General features: G+C 58.2%; 8 protein-coding genes. 1 reads left to right on the top strand and 7 read right to left on the bottom strand.

Features of this window, described 5'->3' with window-relative positions; genetic code table 11:
* Positions 1-323: 323 nt before the first annotated feature.
* The 7 genes from LBK75_08025 to LBK75_07995 all read right to left on the bottom strand — a co-directional run bounded on the left by LBK75_08025 (position 324) and on the right by LBK75_07995 (position 17,352).
* Positions 324-5,618 (bottom strand): family 78 glycoside hydrolase catalytic domain, encoded by a 5,295-nt coding sequence (locus LBK75_08025; protein MDR1158237.1) that lies wholly within the window; start codon positions 5,616-5,618, stop codon positions 324-326.
* A gap of 385 nt (positions 5,619-6,003) precedes the next feature.
* A complete protein-coding gene (locus LBK75_08020; protein ID MDR1158236.1) occupies positions 6,004-11,286 on the bottom strand; it encodes a family 78 glycoside hydrolase catalytic domain in 5,283 nt (1,760 codons plus the stop codon).
* A gap of 489 nt (positions 11,287-11,775) precedes the next feature.
* Positions 11,776-12,930, bottom strand: coding sequence for an aminotransferase class I/II-fold pyridoxal phosphate-dependent enzyme (locus LBK75_08015; protein ID MDR1158235.1), 1,155 nt, complete (start codon positions 12,928-12,930; stop codon positions 11,776-11,778).
* 10 nt (positions 12,931-12,940) lie between these two features.
* Complete coding sequence (locus LBK75_08010; GenBank protein ID MDR1158234.1) at positions 12,941-14,263, bottom strand: AMP-binding protein; 1,323 nt, start codon at positions 14,261-14,263, stop codon at positions 12,941-12,943.
* Between the two features lie 127 nt (positions 14,264-14,390).
* Positions 14,391-15,308: an ABC transporter permease subunit gene (locus LBK75_08005; GenBank protein MDR1158233.1), complete on the bottom strand. Its 918-nt coding sequence runs from the start codon at positions 15,306-15,308 to the stop codon at positions 14,391-14,393.
* Complete coding sequence (locus tag LBK75_08000) at positions 15,305-16,108, bottom strand: ABC transporter ATP-binding protein (GenBank protein ID MDR1158232.1); 804 nt, start codon at positions 16,106-16,108, stop codon at positions 15,305-15,307. The genes LBK75_08005 and LBK75_08000 overlap by 4 nt, the downstream gene beginning before the upstream one ends.
* A 107-nt stretch (positions 16,109-16,215) precedes the next feature.
* Positions 16,216-17,352 carry an ABC transporter substrate-binding protein gene (locus LBK75_07995; protein ID MDR1158231.1) on the bottom strand — a complete coding sequence of 379 codons (1,137 nt, stop codon included), beginning with the start codon at positions 17,350-17,352 and terminating at the stop codon, positions 16,216-16,218.
* Positions 17,353-17,657: 305 nt separating this feature from the next.
* On the opposite strand from LBK75_07995, the gene LBK75_07990 reads away from it, so the two are divergent.
* Positions 17,658-19,013, top strand: a complete 1,356-nt coding sequence (locus tag LBK75_07990; GenBank protein ID MDR1158230.1) for a sodium-dependent transporter — start codon at positions 17,658-17,660, stop codon at positions 19,011-19,013.
* Positions 19,014-19,119 lie beyond the last annotated feature (106 nt).

The following is a 19,119-nucleotide window of genomic DNA, read 5'->3' as shown; positions in this document are numbered from 1 at the left end:
CGAAGACGCTCCCCCTTCGGCGCTCTTCATGCGAGCCTGTCATGCTATACCTTTTTGAAGTCGCCTTTTGGAGGAGATTTGCTTCACTGAATTTGGCTAAAATATATAAAAATTATTTTATATATTGCTTGACTTCACAAAATACGTGCAGTACAATAGAGACGTTGATGTTTGTGCCGCGCTTTTGAAAAGGTATACCTTTTCAAAAGCATCAAAAAGCACCGTTTCTTTTGTGAAACGGTGCTTTTTGTTTGTTTTTCAGAAACACGGTCGCGCTTTAACGCAGGTGCGGGCGTTCGTGCCCGTTTTGTTGAGACTGGGCCTTACTTTGGGGCACAAAGCGGCACATACGTCGTGCTCTCCCAGAAGTAGAACTTGATGCAGCCACCATCGGGTATGCTTATCCCCTCGAATTTCTTGATGACCGGCGGGGCGCCTACGTTTATAACCTCGTTTGGTGCCGTCTTGATATCGGCCAGCCGACCGGCCTGGTCGTAAACGGCCGCGATGATGGTTACTGTCACGTCTGTGCCGCTTTCCACCTCGACGATGTAATCCGAACCGTCGGATGTTACGGTCGCCGCGAATCCTACCTTGAAGGAAAGCGGGACGGAAATCGTCTGGTCGTTGAACGTGAAGCTCAGTGCGCCGATGTGATCGCCCGCGGCCAAACCGGTCTTGGGTACAACGCTGACAGCGCCCATGTTTCCAGACTGCGTGAGTGTACCGACAAACTCAAAGTCGGAGTTCGCGTCTAGGTCGGCGCTCAGGGTTTTCAGGGATCCCGAGCCGTTGTAGGCGAAGGTGAAGGTTTGCGGAGTCAGATCGGCGGCGGAATAGCCGTCCGGCAGTCTTCCGAAGTCCTTGATGTCAGGTGTAATCTCAGCTGTATCGACAATTCTGGTGACGACGATATTGTCAAACAGACCCGCTTCGGTGCCTGATTGGCGGAAACCAATGCGACCACCGGGGAAGTTGTCCAGTGTCATGACGTCGAGCAGCTCATCGTTCACATAGGAGGAAATCATGTTGCCGTCTATGATCAGCTTGACATGGAACGCGTCTCCAACGTTCTCAAGCTTAAAAGGAATGTCTGCGAATGCCGAGAAAGTGTTGTTTATCTTTGTATGCCTGCGCATATATCCTGTGGAGGAGAAGTTCCACATGTATTGGTCGCCGCCGCTTTGCCAGCGGAAAGTCAATCCAGCGTATGCGTTTTCGACCTTGACGTCGGCTTCCAGAATGTAGTTTGTCCAGTCACCGCCGACTGCCGAATACATATTCTCATTGCTTGTGAGTCTCATCCACCCATCCACAATCGTAGCGTTGGCTGTGCCTGTCCATTTGCCGAGTCCATCGCTGAAATCGTCAAAGAACAGCAGCAGGCTGGGGTCGATGATGTACTTGAGGTCTGTGATTTCACCGATCTCGTCGTCCTTTACGGCGATGGCGCGGATGACAGTGTTCTGGCTAACAGTGATGGGCGCCGTGAACTGCGCGCTGGCTGTCGTGGGCGCCGTCCCGTCCGTGGTGTAGTAAATGTCCGTGCCCTCTATAATGGAGGATAGGACGACGTTTTGCGCCATGGCGTAGGAACCGGGTTGCGGCTTGCCGGTTACTGGCGTAACCACATTTACACTGGCCACATTGCTTGTTATTGAGACGGACTGATCGCTCAGCGTATTTGTCACCGTCACATAGTAGAAGCTTGTGCCCGGAAGGGAGGTCGGTAGTGTATACACGGGACTGTCAGTGCCGACAGGTGTGCCGTTTTCGGTGTTTTTGGCCGAACTGCGGAACCACTGATATGACAGCGCGCCGCCGTCATTAGTGCTGACCGATACACTCAGGCTGGCGTCCGCGCCCAGCAGATATGTCCCGCTCTCCGGCGACTCGACGAGGACGGGTTTCGTGGGTCTGTCCGATTTGATCTGCGAGGTGAAACGGTATGTACCCGAACCCGCCTCGAAGACGGCTCGTTTGCTCTGCGCGTCATAACCCCGGTAGGTCACGCCCGCAGGCAGGACACCGTTTGTGCCCACGCCGTTTAAGGTGACCTCCGCCTCGGCAGAGGCGGGAACATAGACGGTGGCCGAGGTATTGCCGGGCACCGTCGCGGTGTAGTCAAACGCACCGGTAGGCCCATCATATGTCCAGTCGGAGACAATGCGGCCGTAAGCACTGTCAAAGCTTGTGTTTAGGAAGCTCAAGCTGTTGTCGGGAGTTGGCTGGAGGATGATGTGCTTGAAGCCGGGCGCGCTCTCGTCGACCTCAATGCCAGCCGCATAGCGGTAGACCCATTCAAAGCCCGCGCCGAAGGCGAAGTGGTTAAAAGAGTTCATACCCACCGGACCGAAGCCTGTTTCTTTGGTGTAGGAGTTCCAGCGCTCCCAGATCGTGGTCGCCCCCTGACGGATGGAGTACAGCCATGACGGATAGGTGTCAACGCCGATGAGCAGGTTGTAGGCAAGATCGCTGTAACCGGACTCACTCAGTGCGGGCAGCAGCACGCGGGAACCCTGCATACCGGTGGTCATGTAACCGGTGGACTCTACCAGCTGCCCCAGCCTGGCGTGCAGCTTGGGCGATTCGCTGGCAGGCAGCAGATCGAAGGCGATGGCAAAGGCGTAGCTGGCTTGGGTGTCGCCCCCTCTGGCGCCGCTGCTGATGATTCCGGTGGATTCATTGTAGAAGCGACGCTGAAAACTCAGCTTGATACGGTCGGCCAACGCTCTGTAGTATGCGGCGTCATCGGTCATGCCAAGCACTTCTGCCGCGTTAGCCACGATATCGGCCGAACGGGCGTAGTAGGCCGTCGAGAAGATCTCGTTGGGGGTGCTCACGACAGGCACCCAATCGCCGTAAGCGCAATTGCCGAGAATGTACTTGCGGTCGTCGTCGATCGTGCCCAGATCGGTGATGGCGGGTTGCTGAGGATTGGCTTTGTCAAAAGCGGGATATGTCGCGCCTTGGTTCCAAGCGTAGTCCGAGCCGGTGGAAGAAGAGGCGCCCATCATGTGATAGTACAGATGTCCCTGCATCATGGAGTAGGCTTCTTCCAGGATCTTCTTGTCGCCGTACATCACATACATGTTCCACGGAACGATGGTAGCCGCGTCAGCCCAGCCGGCGTTGCCGAAGTAGTGGTCGTGACCCTCGTCGGGAAGATAGTCCCACATGCCGCCGTCGGGGCGCTGGCGGGACATCATGTCGTGCACGAACTTGTTGAAAAATTCCTCAACGTTTCGGTTGTAAGCGGCGGTGATGGAGAATGCGTGGACGTCCATCCAACCCAAGCGTTCGTCACGCTGCGGGCAGTCGGATGGGATGGAGAAGAAGTTGCCCTTCTGGCTCCACATAACGTTGGAATAGAACTGATTCAGATCGGCGCTGGAACTTTCCACCATGCCTGTCAGGGGGATTTCGCTGCCGACAAAGTAAACGCTTATATCATCTGCGTTCAGGGTTCCGGGATAGCCCTGCACCTCGATGTAACGGAAGCCATGCCAAGTAAAGCGGGGGGTGTACACCTCAATGCCGGAGCCCTTTTTGGTGTAGTAGTCGGTAGCTTTAGCCGAACGGAGGGCGGCGGTATATAGCTCGTTGACGGGTTGGTTGTTGACGCCGTCGTTGATCATCTCGGCGTAACGCAAGCGGATTTGGTCACCCGCCTGACCGCCTCGGATGGTGAGCGTGACGACGCCGGCCACGTTCTGACCGCAGTCAAGAATGACGCGTCCGTCAGCGAAGGTGTCTATGACGGTGACGTCACGGATCTCTTTGCCAAGCAGAGCTTCTTCCTCGTCGCTCAAGGTTTGACCAATTCGAATGCGGGGACCGATTTGAGAGATGAGTCTCACATTGTCCACGTCGACGACCGCGCCCGCAAAACCGCTGTAGGAACTGGATGTGGTTCTGCCCAGCAGATAGGATGCGTTGGCCGAATCGACCACGCCTGCGCTAGACCAATCGACGTCGTCGAAGGCGGCCGCGCTCCAGCCGGGGATCTCACGGCGTGCGTCATATGTCTCGCCGTCGTGGTTGTCGGTGGCCAGATAAGGTCCGTCGGTATTGACCTTCCAGGAGCCGTCGGTGGCGATAGTCTGCACCGTACCGTCGGTATAGGTGATTTCAAGCTGACCGAGGAAGGCCGGATATTGACCGTATTTGTTGGAGTTATCGCTGCCGTTGCCGGTATGACTGTATCCGACATGCCCGGCAAACCAGCCGTTACCCAGTTGGGCGGCCAGGGCGTTTTCACCGGGCTGGATCAATTGCGTCACATCGTAGGTCTGATACATCAGCACCGTGCGGTAATCAGTCCAGCCGGGGTTGTACATCTCGTCCGGAGCGACTGCCGTTCCGTTGATGAAGGCGTCATAAAGACCGAAGGCGGTGGCATAGAGCCGCGCGCTCTTGATGGTCTTGCCCGCGAGGGCGTCAAAGCTCTTGCGCACCATAGGCAGCGAACTGCCAATGCTGGAGCCGGAGACGATAGGGGTGAATAGCAAGGGGTTGAGAAGACCCGTGCCGTCGACGTAAATGTAGCCACCGCGGGTTTCATCGGTTTTATAAGAAATGTTGCTGTGCGTGAAAATGCCGCGATCTTCGCTGAAGTCTTGGGCAAACAGCGCGACGCCGTCTCCGCCCTTGATGAGGAAGTTGTCAAAATCAGACTGCTCGAAGCCCAGCTCTGGTTTAGAACCGTCGGCCTGCACGGCGCGGAAGCCGACCTGCCCGTATTTGGTGATGAGTCCCGTGTGGCGGGATACCTGTACACCGTCTATGTAGGTGTCCACCGTGCCGGTGGCGCTAGCGTCGCCCGGACTGGTGATCACGAGCCGCATGTTATGCCAGTCATACTTGGCCTCTTGCGGAACAACCGCGTCGATGTTCACCTGTCCGGTGGCGCCCACGACCGTACAGTCGTTGTACCCTGTGACGGTTGTAGGCAAGCTGACGGCGTTGTTGACCCACATGTGCGGACGCAAATAGGTTGAGCCGTTAGCACCGTACCAGGTATTATACTGCCACATGAGGAAGGTTGAACCGCTTTGTCCGGCGAAAACGATGCCGGCGCCGTTCTTTTCCGCCTTGAAATCGACACTGATTTCATAGGAGGCCGGATTGGGCATGAGCAGAGGCGCGCGGTTCACGGCGATGAATTCGGCGGAGAAATCCTCCCGGGTCAGACCGGTTTCAAACCAGGTGATCTCTGAGGCGGACGAATCGCCCCGGTCGTTCCAAACCATGACCTGCCAATAGTAGCGGGTGCGTTTTTCAAGGGGAACGCCCGCGTAATACACGTTGATCGATTCGTCGCTTGACACCTTGCTTGAGTTCCAGACCACGCCGTCGGCGAGAGCCGAGTCCGTGGCGACGATGATCTGATAGGCTGTCTGCTTCATGTTATAAGCGTCGGTTTCCATCTGCCAGGAGAAGCGGGGGGTAAAATCATCGATACCCAGAGGAGTAATGGTATTTTCCGTCTTTGGGAGGATGACGGAAAACGTATCGGCCCCGGTGGGCTCGGCGGCTATGGTGAATACGCTGATTTGGAGGAGCAGAGCCATCATCAGGAGAAGGGATGCAAAACGTTTGACGTAGGTTTTTCGCATGTGGATACACTTCCTTTCCAAAATAAGGATATTTCCGCAAATGTGCTGGACCTCTTCCTCACTTTTTATTGTAGAGTATCTCATGCAAAAGTAAATGGAGAATAGTAAACACTTTGATGTAGAAAATAGAAAATATTCCAAATTCTGTGGCGAAATTGCCGTGCTTAGTCATCGCGTTCATATGCCAATTCGAAAATGTCCCGTTTTTATTCATTTTTTCATTTTTCGGCGTATTATCCTTCTTTTTCACATTTCTTCGGTGCAAAAAATGTCAAAAAGCACCGTTTCCGTGAGAGAAAACGGTGCTTTTTGTTTGCTTTTCAGAGACACAGTCGTGCTTTAAAGCAGATGTGAGAGTCCGTGTCCAGTTTATTGAGAGCGGACATTACTTTGGGGCACAAAGCGGTACATATGTCATGCTGTCCCAGAAGTAGAACTTGATGAGGCCGCCGTCGGGTACGGTGAGCCCCTCGAATTTCTTGACTGTCGGCGGGGCGCCTACGTTTATGACCTCGTTTGGTGCCGTCTTGATGTCGGCCAGCCGGCCGGCTTGGTCGTAAACGGCCGCGATGATGGTTACTGTCACGTCTGTGCCGCTTTCCACCTCGACGATGTAATCCGAACCGTCGGGTATTACGGTCGCCGCGAATCCCACCTTGAAAGAAAGCGGAACGGAAATCGTCTGGCCGTTGAACGTGAAGGTCAGTGCGCCGGTGTGATCGCCCGCTGCCAGACCGGCCTTGGGCAAGGCGCTGACGGTCCCCATATTCCCCGACTGCGTGAGCGTACCGACAAACGCAAAGTCGGAGTTCGCGTCCAGCGCGGCGTTCAGGGTTTTCAGCGATCCCGAGCCGTTGTAGACAAAGGTGAAGGTTTGCGGCGTCAGATCGGCGGCGGAATAGCCTTCCGGCAGCCTTCCGAAGTCCTTGCTGTCCGGCGTAACCTCGGCCGTATCGACAATCTTGGTGACAACGATATTGTCAAACAGACCCGCCTCGGCACCGGATTGGCGGAACCCAACGCGGCCGCCGGAGAAGTCGTCAAGCGTCATGACGTCGAGCAGCTCATCGTTCACATAGGAGGAAATCGTGTCGCCGTCGATGATCAGCTTGACATGGAACGCGTCTCCAGCGTTCTCAAGGCTAAAAGGAATGTCCGCGAACGCCGAGAAAGTGCCATTTATCTTTGTGTGCCTGCGCATATATCCCGAGGAGGAGAAGTTCCACATATACTGGTTGCCGGCGCTTTGCCAGCGGAAGGTCAATCCCGCGAACGCGTTTTCGACCTTGACGTCGGCTTCCAGAATGTAGTTTGTCCAATCGCCGCCAACCGTCGAATACATGTTCTCGTTGTTTGTGAGTCTCAACCAGCCATCCACAATCGTAGCGCGGGTTGTGCCGGTCCATTTGCCGAGTCCGTCGCTGAAATCGTCGAAGAAGAGCAGCAGACTGGCGTCGATGATGTACTTCAGATCGGTGATGTCACTGATCTCGCCGTCCTTTACAGCGATGGCGCGGATCGTGGTGTTCTGGCTGACGAGGATGGGCTCTGTGAACCGCGCGCCGTCTGCTGTGGGCTCCGTGCCGTCCGTGGTGTAGTAGATGTCCGCGCCCTCTATGCTGGAGGACAACGTGACGTTTTGCGCCAGGGCATAGGAGCCGGGCTGCGGCTTGCCGACGACCGGCGTGACCACGTTCACGCCGACCGCACCGCTGGTAATCGAGGCGGACCGGTCACTCAGCGTGTTGGTCACCGTCACATAGTAGAAGCTCGTGCCCGGAAGGTCGGTTGGGACAGTATACACGGGACTGTCCGTACCGACGGGCGTACCGTTTTCGGTGTTTTTGACCGAGTTGCGGAACCACTGGTACGACAGGTCGCCGCCGTCATTTACGGTGACCGATACGCGCAGGCTGGCGTCCGCGCCCAGGAGATAGGTTCCACTCGCCGGCGACTCGACGAGGGCGGGCTTCATGGGTTTGTCCGCTTTGATCTGCGAGGCGAAACGGTATGTGCCCGAACCCACCTCGAAGACAGCCCGTTTGGCTTGCGCGTCGTGCCCCAGGTAGGTCACGCCCGCAGGCAGGGCGCCACTTGTGCCCGCACCGTTTACTGTGACATCCGCTTCGTCGGCGGCAGGCACATACACGGTGGCCGAAGTGTTGCCCGGCACCTTCGCGGTGTAGACAAACGCGCCGGTGGGGCCGTCGTAGGTCCAGTCGGAGACAATGCGGCCGTAGGCGCTGTCGAAGCTTGTGTTCAGGAAACTCAGGCGGCTGTCAGGCGTGGGCTGGAGGATGGTGTGCTTGAAGCCAGGCGCGCGCTCGTCGACCTCGATGCCAGCCGCGTAGCGGTAGACCCATTCCATCGCCGCGCCAAACGAATAATGGTTGAAGGAATTCATGCCCGTGTCCTGGAAGCCTTTCTCAACCGTCCAGGCATCCCAGCGCTCCCACGTGGTCGTCGCGCCCTGACGGATCGAATACAGCCACGAGGGGTAGGTATCCACGCCCAGCAGCAGGTTGTAGGCCTCTCCGGGATTGTCCGTGTTCGACAGGGCGGGCAGCAACAGCGCCGCGCCGACGAACCCGGTGGTCAGGTGGTCGCCCGCGCTCTCTATCAGGCCCAGCAGCCGTTCGGTCAGCTTGCCCCGCTCGGAGTCTGGCAGCAGGCCGAACTCAAGGGCCAGCAGGTAAGCCGTCTGGGAGTTGCCCGTGAGCGCGCCTGTGGACGCGTCGTAGAACCGGCGCCGGAAGCTCAGCTTGACCCTGTCGGACAGCGCCTTGTAATAGGCCGCGTCGCCGTCCTTGCCAAGTACAGCCGCCGTTTTGGATAGCAGCTCGGCGGAACGGGCGAAGTAGGCCGTGGCGGTCACCTGGTTGGGCGTCCCCGACGGGGCCAGCCAGTCGCCATAGGCGCAGCCGCCCAAGATGTATTTGCGGTCGTCGGCGGTCGTGCCGAGGTCGGTGATCTCCGGCTGCTGCGGGCTGACCCTGTCAAACGCGGCGTATGTCGCGTTCTGGCTCCACGCGCTGTCCGATCCAGTCCGCGCCGCGGCCGCCATCGTGTAGTAGTAGACATGACCCTGCATCAGCGTGTAGGAATCTTCCAAAATTTGCCTATCTCCGTACATCAGATAGACGTTCCATGGTATGATGGTGGCCGCGTCGGCCCAGGCCGCGTTGCCGAAATTGTGGTCGTGGCCTTCGTCGGGATTGTAGTCCCACACGCCGCCGTCGGGACGCTGGCGCGCCGCCATGTCGGCGATGAACTTCTTGTAGAACTGATCTGTGTCGCGGTTGTACGCCGCGGTGCGGGAGAAGACTTCCGCGTCGCCGGTCCAGCCCAAGCGCTCGTCGCGCTGCGGGCAATCCGTGGGTACCGAAAGGAAGTTGTCGCGCATGCTCCACATGACATTTGCATAGAACTGGTTGAGGTCGGCGCTGGAGCTGTTGACCACACCGGTCAACGATATGTCGCTGCCGACGAAGTAGACCTCCACGTCGGCCGGGTCGAGCGCACCCGGATAGCCCTGCACCTCTATGTAGCGAAAGCCGTGCCATGTGAACCGGGGCGTGAATGTCTCGTCGTCTGAACCCTTCTTGGTGTAGTAGTCCGTGGCCTGGGCGGAGCGCAGCGCCTCGCGCGCCAGTTCCCCGGCGGCGCCCTGGCGGCCGTCGTGCAGCATCTCGGCAAAGCGGAGCCGCACGGTGTCTCCCGCCTGGCCGCCGCGTACAGTGATCTTGGCGACGCCCGCGATGTTCTGCCCGCAATCCAATATGTAGCGGGTCCTATCTCCATCGGGGAATGTCCCCACTATGGTGACGCCCCGGACGTCCTTCCCCAGGATGCTCTCAACCTCGGAGCCGACCTCTTCACCCAGGCGGACACGCGGCCCTATGTGCGCGAACAGCTCCACATTGTCCACGTCAACGGCCACGTCGCTGAGTCCGCTCTGGTTGCCGGAGCGGCTCCGCCCCAGCAGGCTGGCGGCGTTGGCCGACGTCACGGCCGCCGCGCTCTGCCACAGCGAATCGTCGAAACCGGCGAGGTTCCAGCCTGGAATCTCATTGCGCGCGTCATAGGCCTCGCCGTCTTGGTTGTCGGCGAAGGTGACGGGCCCGTCCGTGTATACCTTCCAGGAGCTGTCTGTCTTGACGGTCTGGACCGTGTCGTCTTCGTAAGTTATCTCAAGCTGACCCAAGAAAGCCGGGTATCTGCCGTATTTGTACAGGTTGTTGCTGCCATTGCCGTAGCTGACGTGCCCGGCGAACCACCCCGAGCCTGTCTCCGCGCCCATGGCGTTGACGCCGTCCCGCAAGAGGCCGGTCACGTCATATGTCTGGTACATCAGCGCGGTGCGGTAGTCCGTCCAGCCGGGGTTGAACATCTCGTCGGGCGCGACCAGCTGGCCGTTGATGGACGCGTCGTACAGGCCGAACGCCGTCGCGTACAACCGTGCGCTCTTGACCGCCTTGCCGGGCCACATCTCGAATTCAGTCCTGAACATGGGCAGGGAGTTCCCTATCGCCGCCGTTTTGAGCGGCATGGCCGGCGTCTGGGTGACGACGCTGTCGCCCTCGCAATACGCGTAGTTCCCATGTTCGTCGTCGTCATTTTTTACAGAGATCGTGTTGTCGGTGAACACGCCTCTGCCGCCGGAGAAGTCTTCCTCGAACAATACCCTCAAACTGTCGGCGCCGACCTCGACCACCGATATGTTGTCGAACGAGGCGCTCTCATATCCCGGTTGGCTCAGGTCTTTCCCCACCTCACGGAACCCGATGCGGCCGTATTGCGTGATCAGGTTGGGGTGGCTGGCGACCTTCACATCGTTTATGTACGTGTCCACCGCGCCCGTCGAGGCCTGTGTGCCGGGGCTTGTGACCACGAGGCGCAGCTTGTTCCAGTCGCTCCTGGCGTCCAACGGCAGGGCGGATGTGATGTCGATCTGCCCGGTGCCCTCCACAAACGACGCGCCGTTGTACAGCGTCACGCCCGTGGGCGCGATCACCTGTCCGCCCGGCGCCCACTTGTGCGGACGCAGATAGACGGCGTTTTCGGCGTGCATCGTGCTGACCTGCCACATCAGGTAATTGTCCTCCGTGGCCGCGAACACAAAACCCATGCCGGCCTCATCGATGCGGAAGTCCACACTGATCTCATACGCGGCGGGGTTCGGCAGGACAGGCTCAATCCTGTCAACGGCGATGAAGTCCGCCGTGAAGTCGGCGCTTGCCAGACCGGTTTCAAACCAGGAGATCTCTGAAGCGGCCACATCGCCCTGGTCGTTCCAAACAGTGACCTGCCAGTGGTAGCGGGTGCGTTTTGCGAGGGGCGCGCCCGCGTAATACACGTTGACCGATTCGTCGCTTGCCACCTTGTCCGAGTCCCAAACCACGCCGCCGGCCAGCGCCGGGTCCGTGGCGACGACGATCTGATAGGCTGTCTGTTTCATATTGTAGGCGTCGGTTTCCATCTGCCAGGAGAAGCGGGGGCTGAACGCATCGATGCCCAGAGGGGTGGCGGTATTTTCCGTCTTCGGGGCGGTGACGGCAAACGGGCCGGTCTCGGAGAGCTCGGCGGTTGCGGTGAATGCGCTGCTCTGTAGGAGCAGAGCCATCATCAAGAGAAGGGATGCAAACCGTTTGACGTAGGTTTTTCGCATGCGGGCGCACTTCCTTTCCAAAATGGGGATACTGTCGTGAATGAGCTGGACGGGACGCTCGTAATCCGGCGCGACCGGGCAGGCCGGCTATGAGCGGAGACGATGCCAAGGCGTAGGTAAAGCTGGGCTTGCTGCACCAAGCCAAAGAACTTAGGCTACGCGAGGAGATGTGGACGAGCAGGCCTTTGGCCGCCCATATACAAACACAGACATCCCCTCTTCCTCACCTTTTATTGTAAAGTATCCCATGTAAAAGTAAATGGAGAATAGCAAACACTTTGATGTAGAAAATAGAAAATGTTCTACATTTTGTGGCAAAATCGCTGTGCTTGTCGCGTTCATACGCCAATTCGAAAACGTCCTATTTTTGTTCATGTTTTCATTTTTCGGCACATTATCCTTCTCTTTCACACTTCTTTTGCGCAAATGATGCCAAAAAGCACCGTTTTCTCTCATGAAAACGGTGCTTTTGTACACTCGAAAACAAAATCACATCCGCGTCCGCATGTCCGCCAGACGTTCGAGGGCGGCGCGCAGCGTCTCCTCGCGTTTGGCAAAGTGGAATCGGATGTAGCGATTCTCCGGTTCCCGGAAGAAGCTGGACCCGGGAACGGCGGCGACACCCACGCGCTCGGCCAGGAGCTCGCAGAACTGCAGGTCGTCCGTGCAACCGAATTCCGAGATGTCAATCATCACGTAATACGCCCCCTGCGGTTCGTTGTGCACGATCCCGATGTCGTCGAGCCCCCGTAAAAACAACTCCCGCTTTTGTGTGTAGACGGCGAGCAGCGACTCATAGTACGCCTCCTCGAACCGCAGACCCGTGACGGCCGCCTCCTGCAGCGGCGCGGCGGCGCCGACCGTCAGGAAATCGTGTACCTTCTTCGCCGTGTCGATGAGCTCCGGCGGCGCGATGATGTACCCGAGCCGCCAGCCGGTAATAGAATACGTCTTCGAAAGCGACGAACAGGACAGCGTGCGCGTACGCATGCCGGGCAAGGACGCCATGTACACATGACGGTGCGGCGCATAGACGATGTGTTCGTACACCTCGTCCGTGATCACATAGGCGTCGTACTGCTGCGCGAGCGCGGCGATGATCTCAAGCTCCCTGCGGGCGAACACCTTGCCGGAAGGATTGGAGGGGTTGCAGAGGATGAGCGCGGCCGGCCTCTGGCGGAAGGCGTCTTCCAGCACGGCCGGGTCAAAATCGTAATGCGGCGGCCGCAACGGGACATAGATGGGCTCGGCGCCGGAGAGAATGGCGTCCGCGCCATAGTTTTCGTAGAATGGAGAGAAAACGATCACCTTGTCGCCGGGGTTTGCCACCGTCATCATCGCCGCCATCATGGCTTCGGTGGAACCACAGGTGACAACGACCTCGGCGTCCGGGTCGATCGAAAAACCCATGCAGCGCGACTGCTTTGCCGCCAGCGCCTCGCGGAAGTTCTGCGCACCCCAGGTGACGGAATACTGGTGCGGCAGCATGTCCGCGCGCGTCAGCGCGTCCAGCAGCGCGCGCGGCGGATCGAAATCGGGAAATCCCTGCGAGAGGTTGATGGCGCCGTGCCTCTGTGCGATGCGCGTCATGCGGCGTATGACGGAGTCGGTGAATCCGGCGGTACGGGCGGACAGCGGCCTCATGGGCGTCACCTCATATATTATAATCCAGCTTTCGTTCGTCAATGATGCGCTTTGCCTTGTGCGTGGAACGCTCAAGCGTACCGTCCGGCAGGACGACGACGCTTACGGGCTTGACGCCGATGCGGGCCTTCAGCGCCTCCGACACCCGCGCCGCCACCTGGTCATCCGTGCCTTGCGCCGCGTCGGCGTTCTCCACCGTCACCTCGTACTGACAGGTGAAATTTTTCTCCGTGATCCGCACCGTGTATTCGCCCGTGACCTCCGTGAGGCCGCGGATGACGTATTCGATGTCGCTGGGGTAGACGTTGACGGCGGAGACGATGAACATGTCGTCCTTGCGGCCGTCCACGTGGATGCGCGCGTGGGTGCGGCCGCAGGCACACGGCTCGGTCGTCACAAACCCGATGTCGCCCGTGCGGAACCGGATGAGCGGGCGGGCCTTTTTGCGTAGCGTTGTGTAGACAAGCTCTCCGCGCTGCCCGGGTGCGATCACCTCGCCCGTGTTTAAGTCGACGGTCTCGACCAAGATGTGGTCCTCGGCGATGTGCAGCCCGTCGTGCACCTCGCACTGCGCGGCGCAGGCACCAAAGATGTCCGAGAGACCGTAGAAGTCGAACACCTCCGCACCCCACAGCGACTCGATGGCGTCGCGCGTGGCCTTGATGGAGCCACCCATCTCACCGGCGACGAAGATCTTGCGTATCGAGAGGTCCTTCTTCGGGTCTATGCCGCTCTTTTTACAGGTCTCGCCGAGGTACCAGGCGTAGGACGGGCTTGTCCATATGCAGGTCGGCTGGTACGCCTTCAAGATGAAAATCAGCCTCTCGGAGGGCAGTGTGCCACCCCAGATGCACAGCGCACCGAGATTTTGCGCACCGATGACGTCCGGCCCGCCCACATAGAGCGAGAAGTTGAGCGCGTGGACATAGCGGTCATGGGGACGCATGCCCGCCTGCCAGAACCAACGGCTCTCCACATCCTGCCATTCGTCAAAATCCTGCTGTGTGAACGGGCTCATCGTGGGTACGCCCGTGGACCCGGAGGAGGTGGAAACAAAGATCACCCGCTCCTCCGACACAGCGCAAAGCTCCCCCAAAAAACTCCCGACACCTTGCGTATCGCGCTGCGTCTTTTTGTCTATAAATGGAAATTTTTGGATGTCCTGCAGTGTCTTCAGTTCCTCCGGCGAGACGCCCGCCTCGTCAAACGACCGCTTGTAGTACGGTGCGTTTTCATAGGCAAACCGCAGTTCCTCCTGCAGCGATTTCAGTTGCAGCACCTTGAGTTCTTCACGCGGCAGCGTCTCGATTGTCTCGTTCCAATATTTCTTCATGTCTCCGAAGTCCCCCTCACTGTGTTTTGTATGATATGCGCAATGCTCTCGTCTGTCAAGTGGTAAAAACGCCGCTGGCGGTGGGCATGATGTTCGACCGAACCCTCTTTCGGTGCCGGTGAAACTTTCACTTCCACCGCAGCAAAAACTTTTGCAGTTTGTTGAACAGAAAGAACACGACGCTGATCACAACGCCGATGACCAGTACGCCCACTATCGTACGCGTGTAATTGCCGAGGTCCGAATAATTCTTTACATAAAACCCCATGCCGCTCCGCGCGCCGATCATCTCCGCCGAGGTGAGCAGGATGAACGACACGGTGAGTCCCTGCCCGCAGCCGATAAAGATCTGCGGCAGCGCGGCGCTCAAGATGATGCGAAAGAGCATCGTACCCCGCCCCACATTCAGCGCACGCGCCGAGTCCAGGATCCGCTGCTCCACATACAAAACGCCGCTCATGGTGCCCGCAAGGATCGGCCAGAAAGAGGCCAGAAAGATCACGAGCACGGAGACGGCCCTGAAGCTCGGCAGCAGCGCGATGCCGTATGGAATATAAACGACGGGGGGAATCGCGCCCAAAAATTTCGCGATGTAGGTGGCGGCGCTGCCCACCCGTACACCATAACCCAGCGCAAGGCCCAGCGGCACGGCCGCCGCCAGCGCCAGCAGATACCCCTGCGCGATGAGCGCCAGCGAGGAGCCGATGTGGCCCAGAAGCTGCGGGATGTCCTCCACACACTGCTGAAACACGACCCCCGGCGGCGGGAAGAGCATCTCTTTCAACAGGTTGAATTTAGCCGTCGCAAGTGTCCACGCGATGAGCAGCACATACAAAAACGCCGCGATATCGGCCGGCAGGTCCAGTCCCGTGCGCTTTTGGGCCGTGGCGGAGGCGATGAGCAGCAACACCTCCACCGCGGCGGCAAATCCGACGGCATAGGTGGGCGCGTCCGGCTTTGAGATCTGATCCGGGAGAAACTGAATTGCTAAAAATAAGATGAACAGGAGATGCGCCGTTTTACAAAAGCGCATTTTCAACGTCATATGATCACCCAGTCCTCCTCTGTCTCGCCGCTTTTCCGACCGAAGAACTCGGCGGTGATGTCCCGCCGGAAGACGGCATAGATCTCGGAATTCAGCAGGCCTGTCCGGTCGCGCGGACGCGGGAACGGTACGTGCACGTCCTTGTACACGCGCCCCGGGCTCTCCGTCAGCATAACGATCCTGTCGGAGAGGAAGATGGCCTCGTCGATGTCGTGCGTGATGAACACGACGGTCTTTCGTCTGGCCTCGTCGCCCCACAGCCGCAGCAGCAACTCCTGCAAGAGCACGCGGTTCTTGGCATCCACCGCGCCGAAGGGCTCGTCCATGAGTAGGATGTCCGTATCCATGGCCAGCGCGCGCGCAATCGCGACACGCTGCTGCATCCCGCCCGAAAGGCGCGAGGGATAGCGATGTCCCGCGTCCCCCAGGCCGACCTTTCGCAGATATTCGTCGGCAATCCTCAGGACTCCGGCGCGGTCGAGCCCCTTCTTGGCCTGTTTGACTCCAAAGGCCACATTTCGTCGCGCCGTCATCCATGGGAAGAGTGAATATTGTTGAAACACGACACCCCGATCGATCCCAGGGCCCGTGACAGGCTCGCCGTCGATCAGCACGCGCCCGCCGGAGGGACAGCAGAGTCCCTCCAGGACGCTGAGCAGCGTGCTTTTCCCGCAGCCGGAGGAACCGATGACACTGACAAACTCGCCCTCGCCGACGCCGAATGTGACATCCTCGATCGCCGCGAACGTTTCGTTCTTCTCTTCATAGGTGACGGTGAGATTTTGAACATCAATTTTCATAGCACACCGGCCCCCCGTCTTTCCCGGATTTTCTGTGCATCTGGTCTTTGTTTTTGGCGCCGCCCAGGCGCCGGACACGCAGGAGCTGAACTGTCTTTGGCAGTTTCTCAGGCATCGTTCGCCTCAAAATGTGCCAGCAAGTCCTGATAGACGGCATCGTCCGGATTCTCCGCGAGCAGGGAGGCAAGCGCGCCGGCAAAAATCTCGGTGTTGTAGAGCGTCTCGATGTCGTAGTCCGCCGTGTAGCCAAAGTCAACGACTTTCCTCTTGAGCGCCACGGTTGCCGCCTTGTCGGGGTCTGGGTGTGACACGCTGTGGCCACCGTAAATCTCATATTCCAGCGCGTCCAACTCAATGTCTATGTATTTCTTGACATCTTGAATCGTCTTCTCGCGGTCCGCCTGCGAGAACTTATAGGCTTTGATCAACGCGCGCTCGAAGGCCGTATAAGTATTCGGCCTGTCCGTGAGCGCCTGCGTCAGCGCCACCTGACGGCAGCAGGGCTGATTTTCAAACAACGGTTCCTCGTTACAGTAATACACCACCTCGTACCCCTGGTTTTTGGCGAGAGAGGCATACGGCGAGTAAACGCTCGCGGCGTCGATCTCCGCGCCCGCCAGGGCGTTAAAGGCATCCTTCTGGCTGTCGAACACAACCACGTTGAGATCCGTCTCGCGGTCGAGACCCGCCTGATCAAGCAGCATATAGAGTTCGAGCTCCTGCACGCTATTTTTCACCGTCGCGACGTTGCGGCCCCTCAGAATCGTGATGTCCCAGTCGCTGAGCCCTTCAGTGAACTCGGACTTGATGACATACCCGTGACCGTTTGTCATCGCGCCGCCGAACACCGACACGGGATGGTCCTGGCTCTGAAAGGTGATGGTGGGCACAGAACCGATGAACGCCGCGTCCAAGTTTCCGCCCTCAAGCCCCGCCACCATCTCGCCGGCGCTGGCGAAGAGCAACAATTCGGCGTCCAGCCCTTCTTCGGCAAAAAAGCCCTCCTCCGCCGCCACAAAGCCTAACAGATGCGCGGTGGAATTGAGATGTCCGAGTTTGAACGACGTCTGTTCGAGCGCCGGCGGCGTGAGCGACGCAGTTGTGTCGGTTTCTGTTTGCGCCGGTGTCCCCGCCGTCGGCGGGGTGTTTGCGGGCGGTGTCTGCACGCTGTTTCCGGCAGCGCAGGCGGTGAGCAGCAGCAGAACTGGCAGCAGTGCATAGAGTACGCGATGTGTGCGTCTCATCTGTGGTCACACTCCTTTTAATTGCATAGCATTTATATATATATTATATGTTATGCGATCACTATACCATGCCGCGTCACGGCTTGTCAAGAGGGATTTTTCGCATTCGGACGCCCATTTTCTCTGGTCTTTTCTCTCTCTCGATGGGCGGCGCTGAGTGGACGGGCGGGCCGCGGTTATCTTGAGATTGACTGATATACCTAATATATGGTATAATTTTTTCAGTCAGGCGCCGCTCTCGAGCCTCAAACGTTGAGCGGATATGTGGCGCGGCCCTCATATTATATACGGAGGATGTCAGACACATGGAAACACGCGCTTCCTTTTCAAGCCGGATCGGCTTTGTACTGGCGGCGGCGGGATCCGCCGTCGGCCTTGGAAATATATGGAGATTCCCCTACCTCGCGGCGCGTTACGGCGGGGGTATTTTTTTGCTCGTCTACGTCGCGCTGGTCGTCACTTTCGGTTTTACGCTGATGGTCACCGAGATAGCCCTGGGGCGCAAGGTGGGCCACAGTGTCATCGGTGCATATCGTCTGCTGAACAAAAAATGGAGTTTTCTCGGTGTGCTGAGTTCGTTTGTCCCGGTTATTGTGCTCTCCTATTACTGCGTGCTGGGCGGTTGGGTCACCAAATATTTCGTGGCCTTCACCACTGGGGCCGGTGGTGCGGCCGCGTCGGACGGGTACTTCTCCGCCTTTATCGGCGGGACCGGACAGCCACTCTTCTGGGGCGCGTTTTATGCGTTCGCAACCGCTGTCATTGTCATGCTGGGTGTACAAAAAGGCATTGAACGGGCGGGAAAATTGCTGACGCCTCTGCTCGTCGTACTGCTGCTTGTGGTCACCGTATATGCGCTGACTCTCCCCGGCGCATCTGAAGGTGTCCTTTACTATGTGACGCCGGACTGGTCGCGGTTCTCCGTCCAGACTGTTTTGGCGGCTATGGGGCAGATGTTCTACTCGATGTCGCTGGCCATGGGCATCATGGTGACATACGGCTCCTATATGCGCAAGGACACGGACATTGAGCGCTCGGCCAAACAGATCGAATGGTTTGACACGGGCATCGCGCTGCTCGCGGGTTTGATGATCGTCCCAGCGGTGTTTGCCTTCTCCGGCGGGGACGAATCGGCCATCAACGCCGGGGCGCCGCTGATGTTTGAGACCATGCCAAAGGTCTTCGCCAGCATGGGAGGCGCCGGCGGCGTCATCGGCGCGATGTTCTTTTTACTGGTTCTTTTTGCCGCGCTCACCTCGTCTATCTCGCTGATGGAGACAGTCGTCTCCGTCCTACAGGACCGCTTTCGTTTTGGTCGGATCAAGGCCTGTCTGCTGACGCTGGGCGTCATTTTGCTGCTGGGTATTCCCTGTTCTTTGGGGTTTGGGCTGTGGCGCGGCTTTACCATCGGCGACATGAGCATTCTGGACTTCTTCGATTTCATCAGCAACTCCGTGATCATGCCCATCGTGGCGCTGCTCACCTGCGTTTTCGTGGGCGTTGTATTAAAACCCGACGCCATCGTACAGGAAGTACGTCTCTCTGGAAGATTCAAGCGCGAACGCCTTTACCGCGTGTTCATCCGTTACATCGCCCCCATCCTGCTGGCGACCATTCTCATCTCTACCGTCCTCGACAGCTTGAACGTCTGGCGGATATAAACTTGTGTCGCAACGCTTTTTATTGAGTTGTCGACATTGCCTTTTTGTGAAAAATAGGCGCCCTTCATCATTTCTACCGGATGCGGCAGGCTTGATAAAGGGCGCC

It is taken from the genome of Oscillospiraceae bacterium, from assembly GCA_031265355.1.
In the GTDB taxonomy this organism is placed as follows: domain Bacteria; phylum Bacillota; class Clostridia; order Oscillospirales; family UBA929; genus JAIRTA01.
This window is presented reverse-complemented; position numbering and strand designations above follow the sequence as displayed.

What these genes read in the sequence shown, in the direction of transcription:
- LBK75_08010 (MDR1158234.1), bottom strand. Translation starts at nt 14,263, where the DNA reads ATGAAGAAATATTGGAACGAGACAATCGAGACGCTGCCGCGTGAAGAA.
- LBK75_08005 (MDR1158233.1), bottom strand. Translation starts at nt 15,308, where the DNA reads ATGACGTTGAAAATGCGCTTTTGTAAAACGGCGCATCTCCTGTTCATC.
- LBK75_08015 (MDR1158235.1), bottom strand. Translation starts at nt 12,930, where the DNA reads ATGAGGCCGCTGTCCGCCCGTACCGCCGGATTCACCGACTCCGTCATA.
- LBK75_08000 (MDR1158232.1), bottom strand. Translation starts at nt 16,108, where the DNA reads ATGAAAATTGATGTTCAAAATCTCACCGTCACCTATGAAGAGAAGAAC.
- LBK75_08020 (MDR1158236.1), bottom strand. Translation starts at nt 11,286, where the DNA reads ATGCGAAAAACCTACGTCAAACGGTTTGCATCCCTTCTCTTGATGATG.
- LBK75_08025 (MDR1158237.1), bottom strand. Translation starts at nt 5,618, where the DNA reads ATGCGAAAAACCTACGTCAAACGTTTTGCATCCCTTCTCCTGATGATG.
- LBK75_07990 (MDR1158230.1), top strand. Translation starts at nt 17,658, where the DNA reads ATGGAAACACGCGCTTCCTTTTCAAGCCGGATCGGCTTTGTACTGGCG.
- LBK75_07995 (MDR1158231.1), bottom strand. Translation starts at nt 17,352, where the DNA reads ATGAGACGCACACATCGCGTACTCTATGCACTGCTGCCAGTTCTGCTG.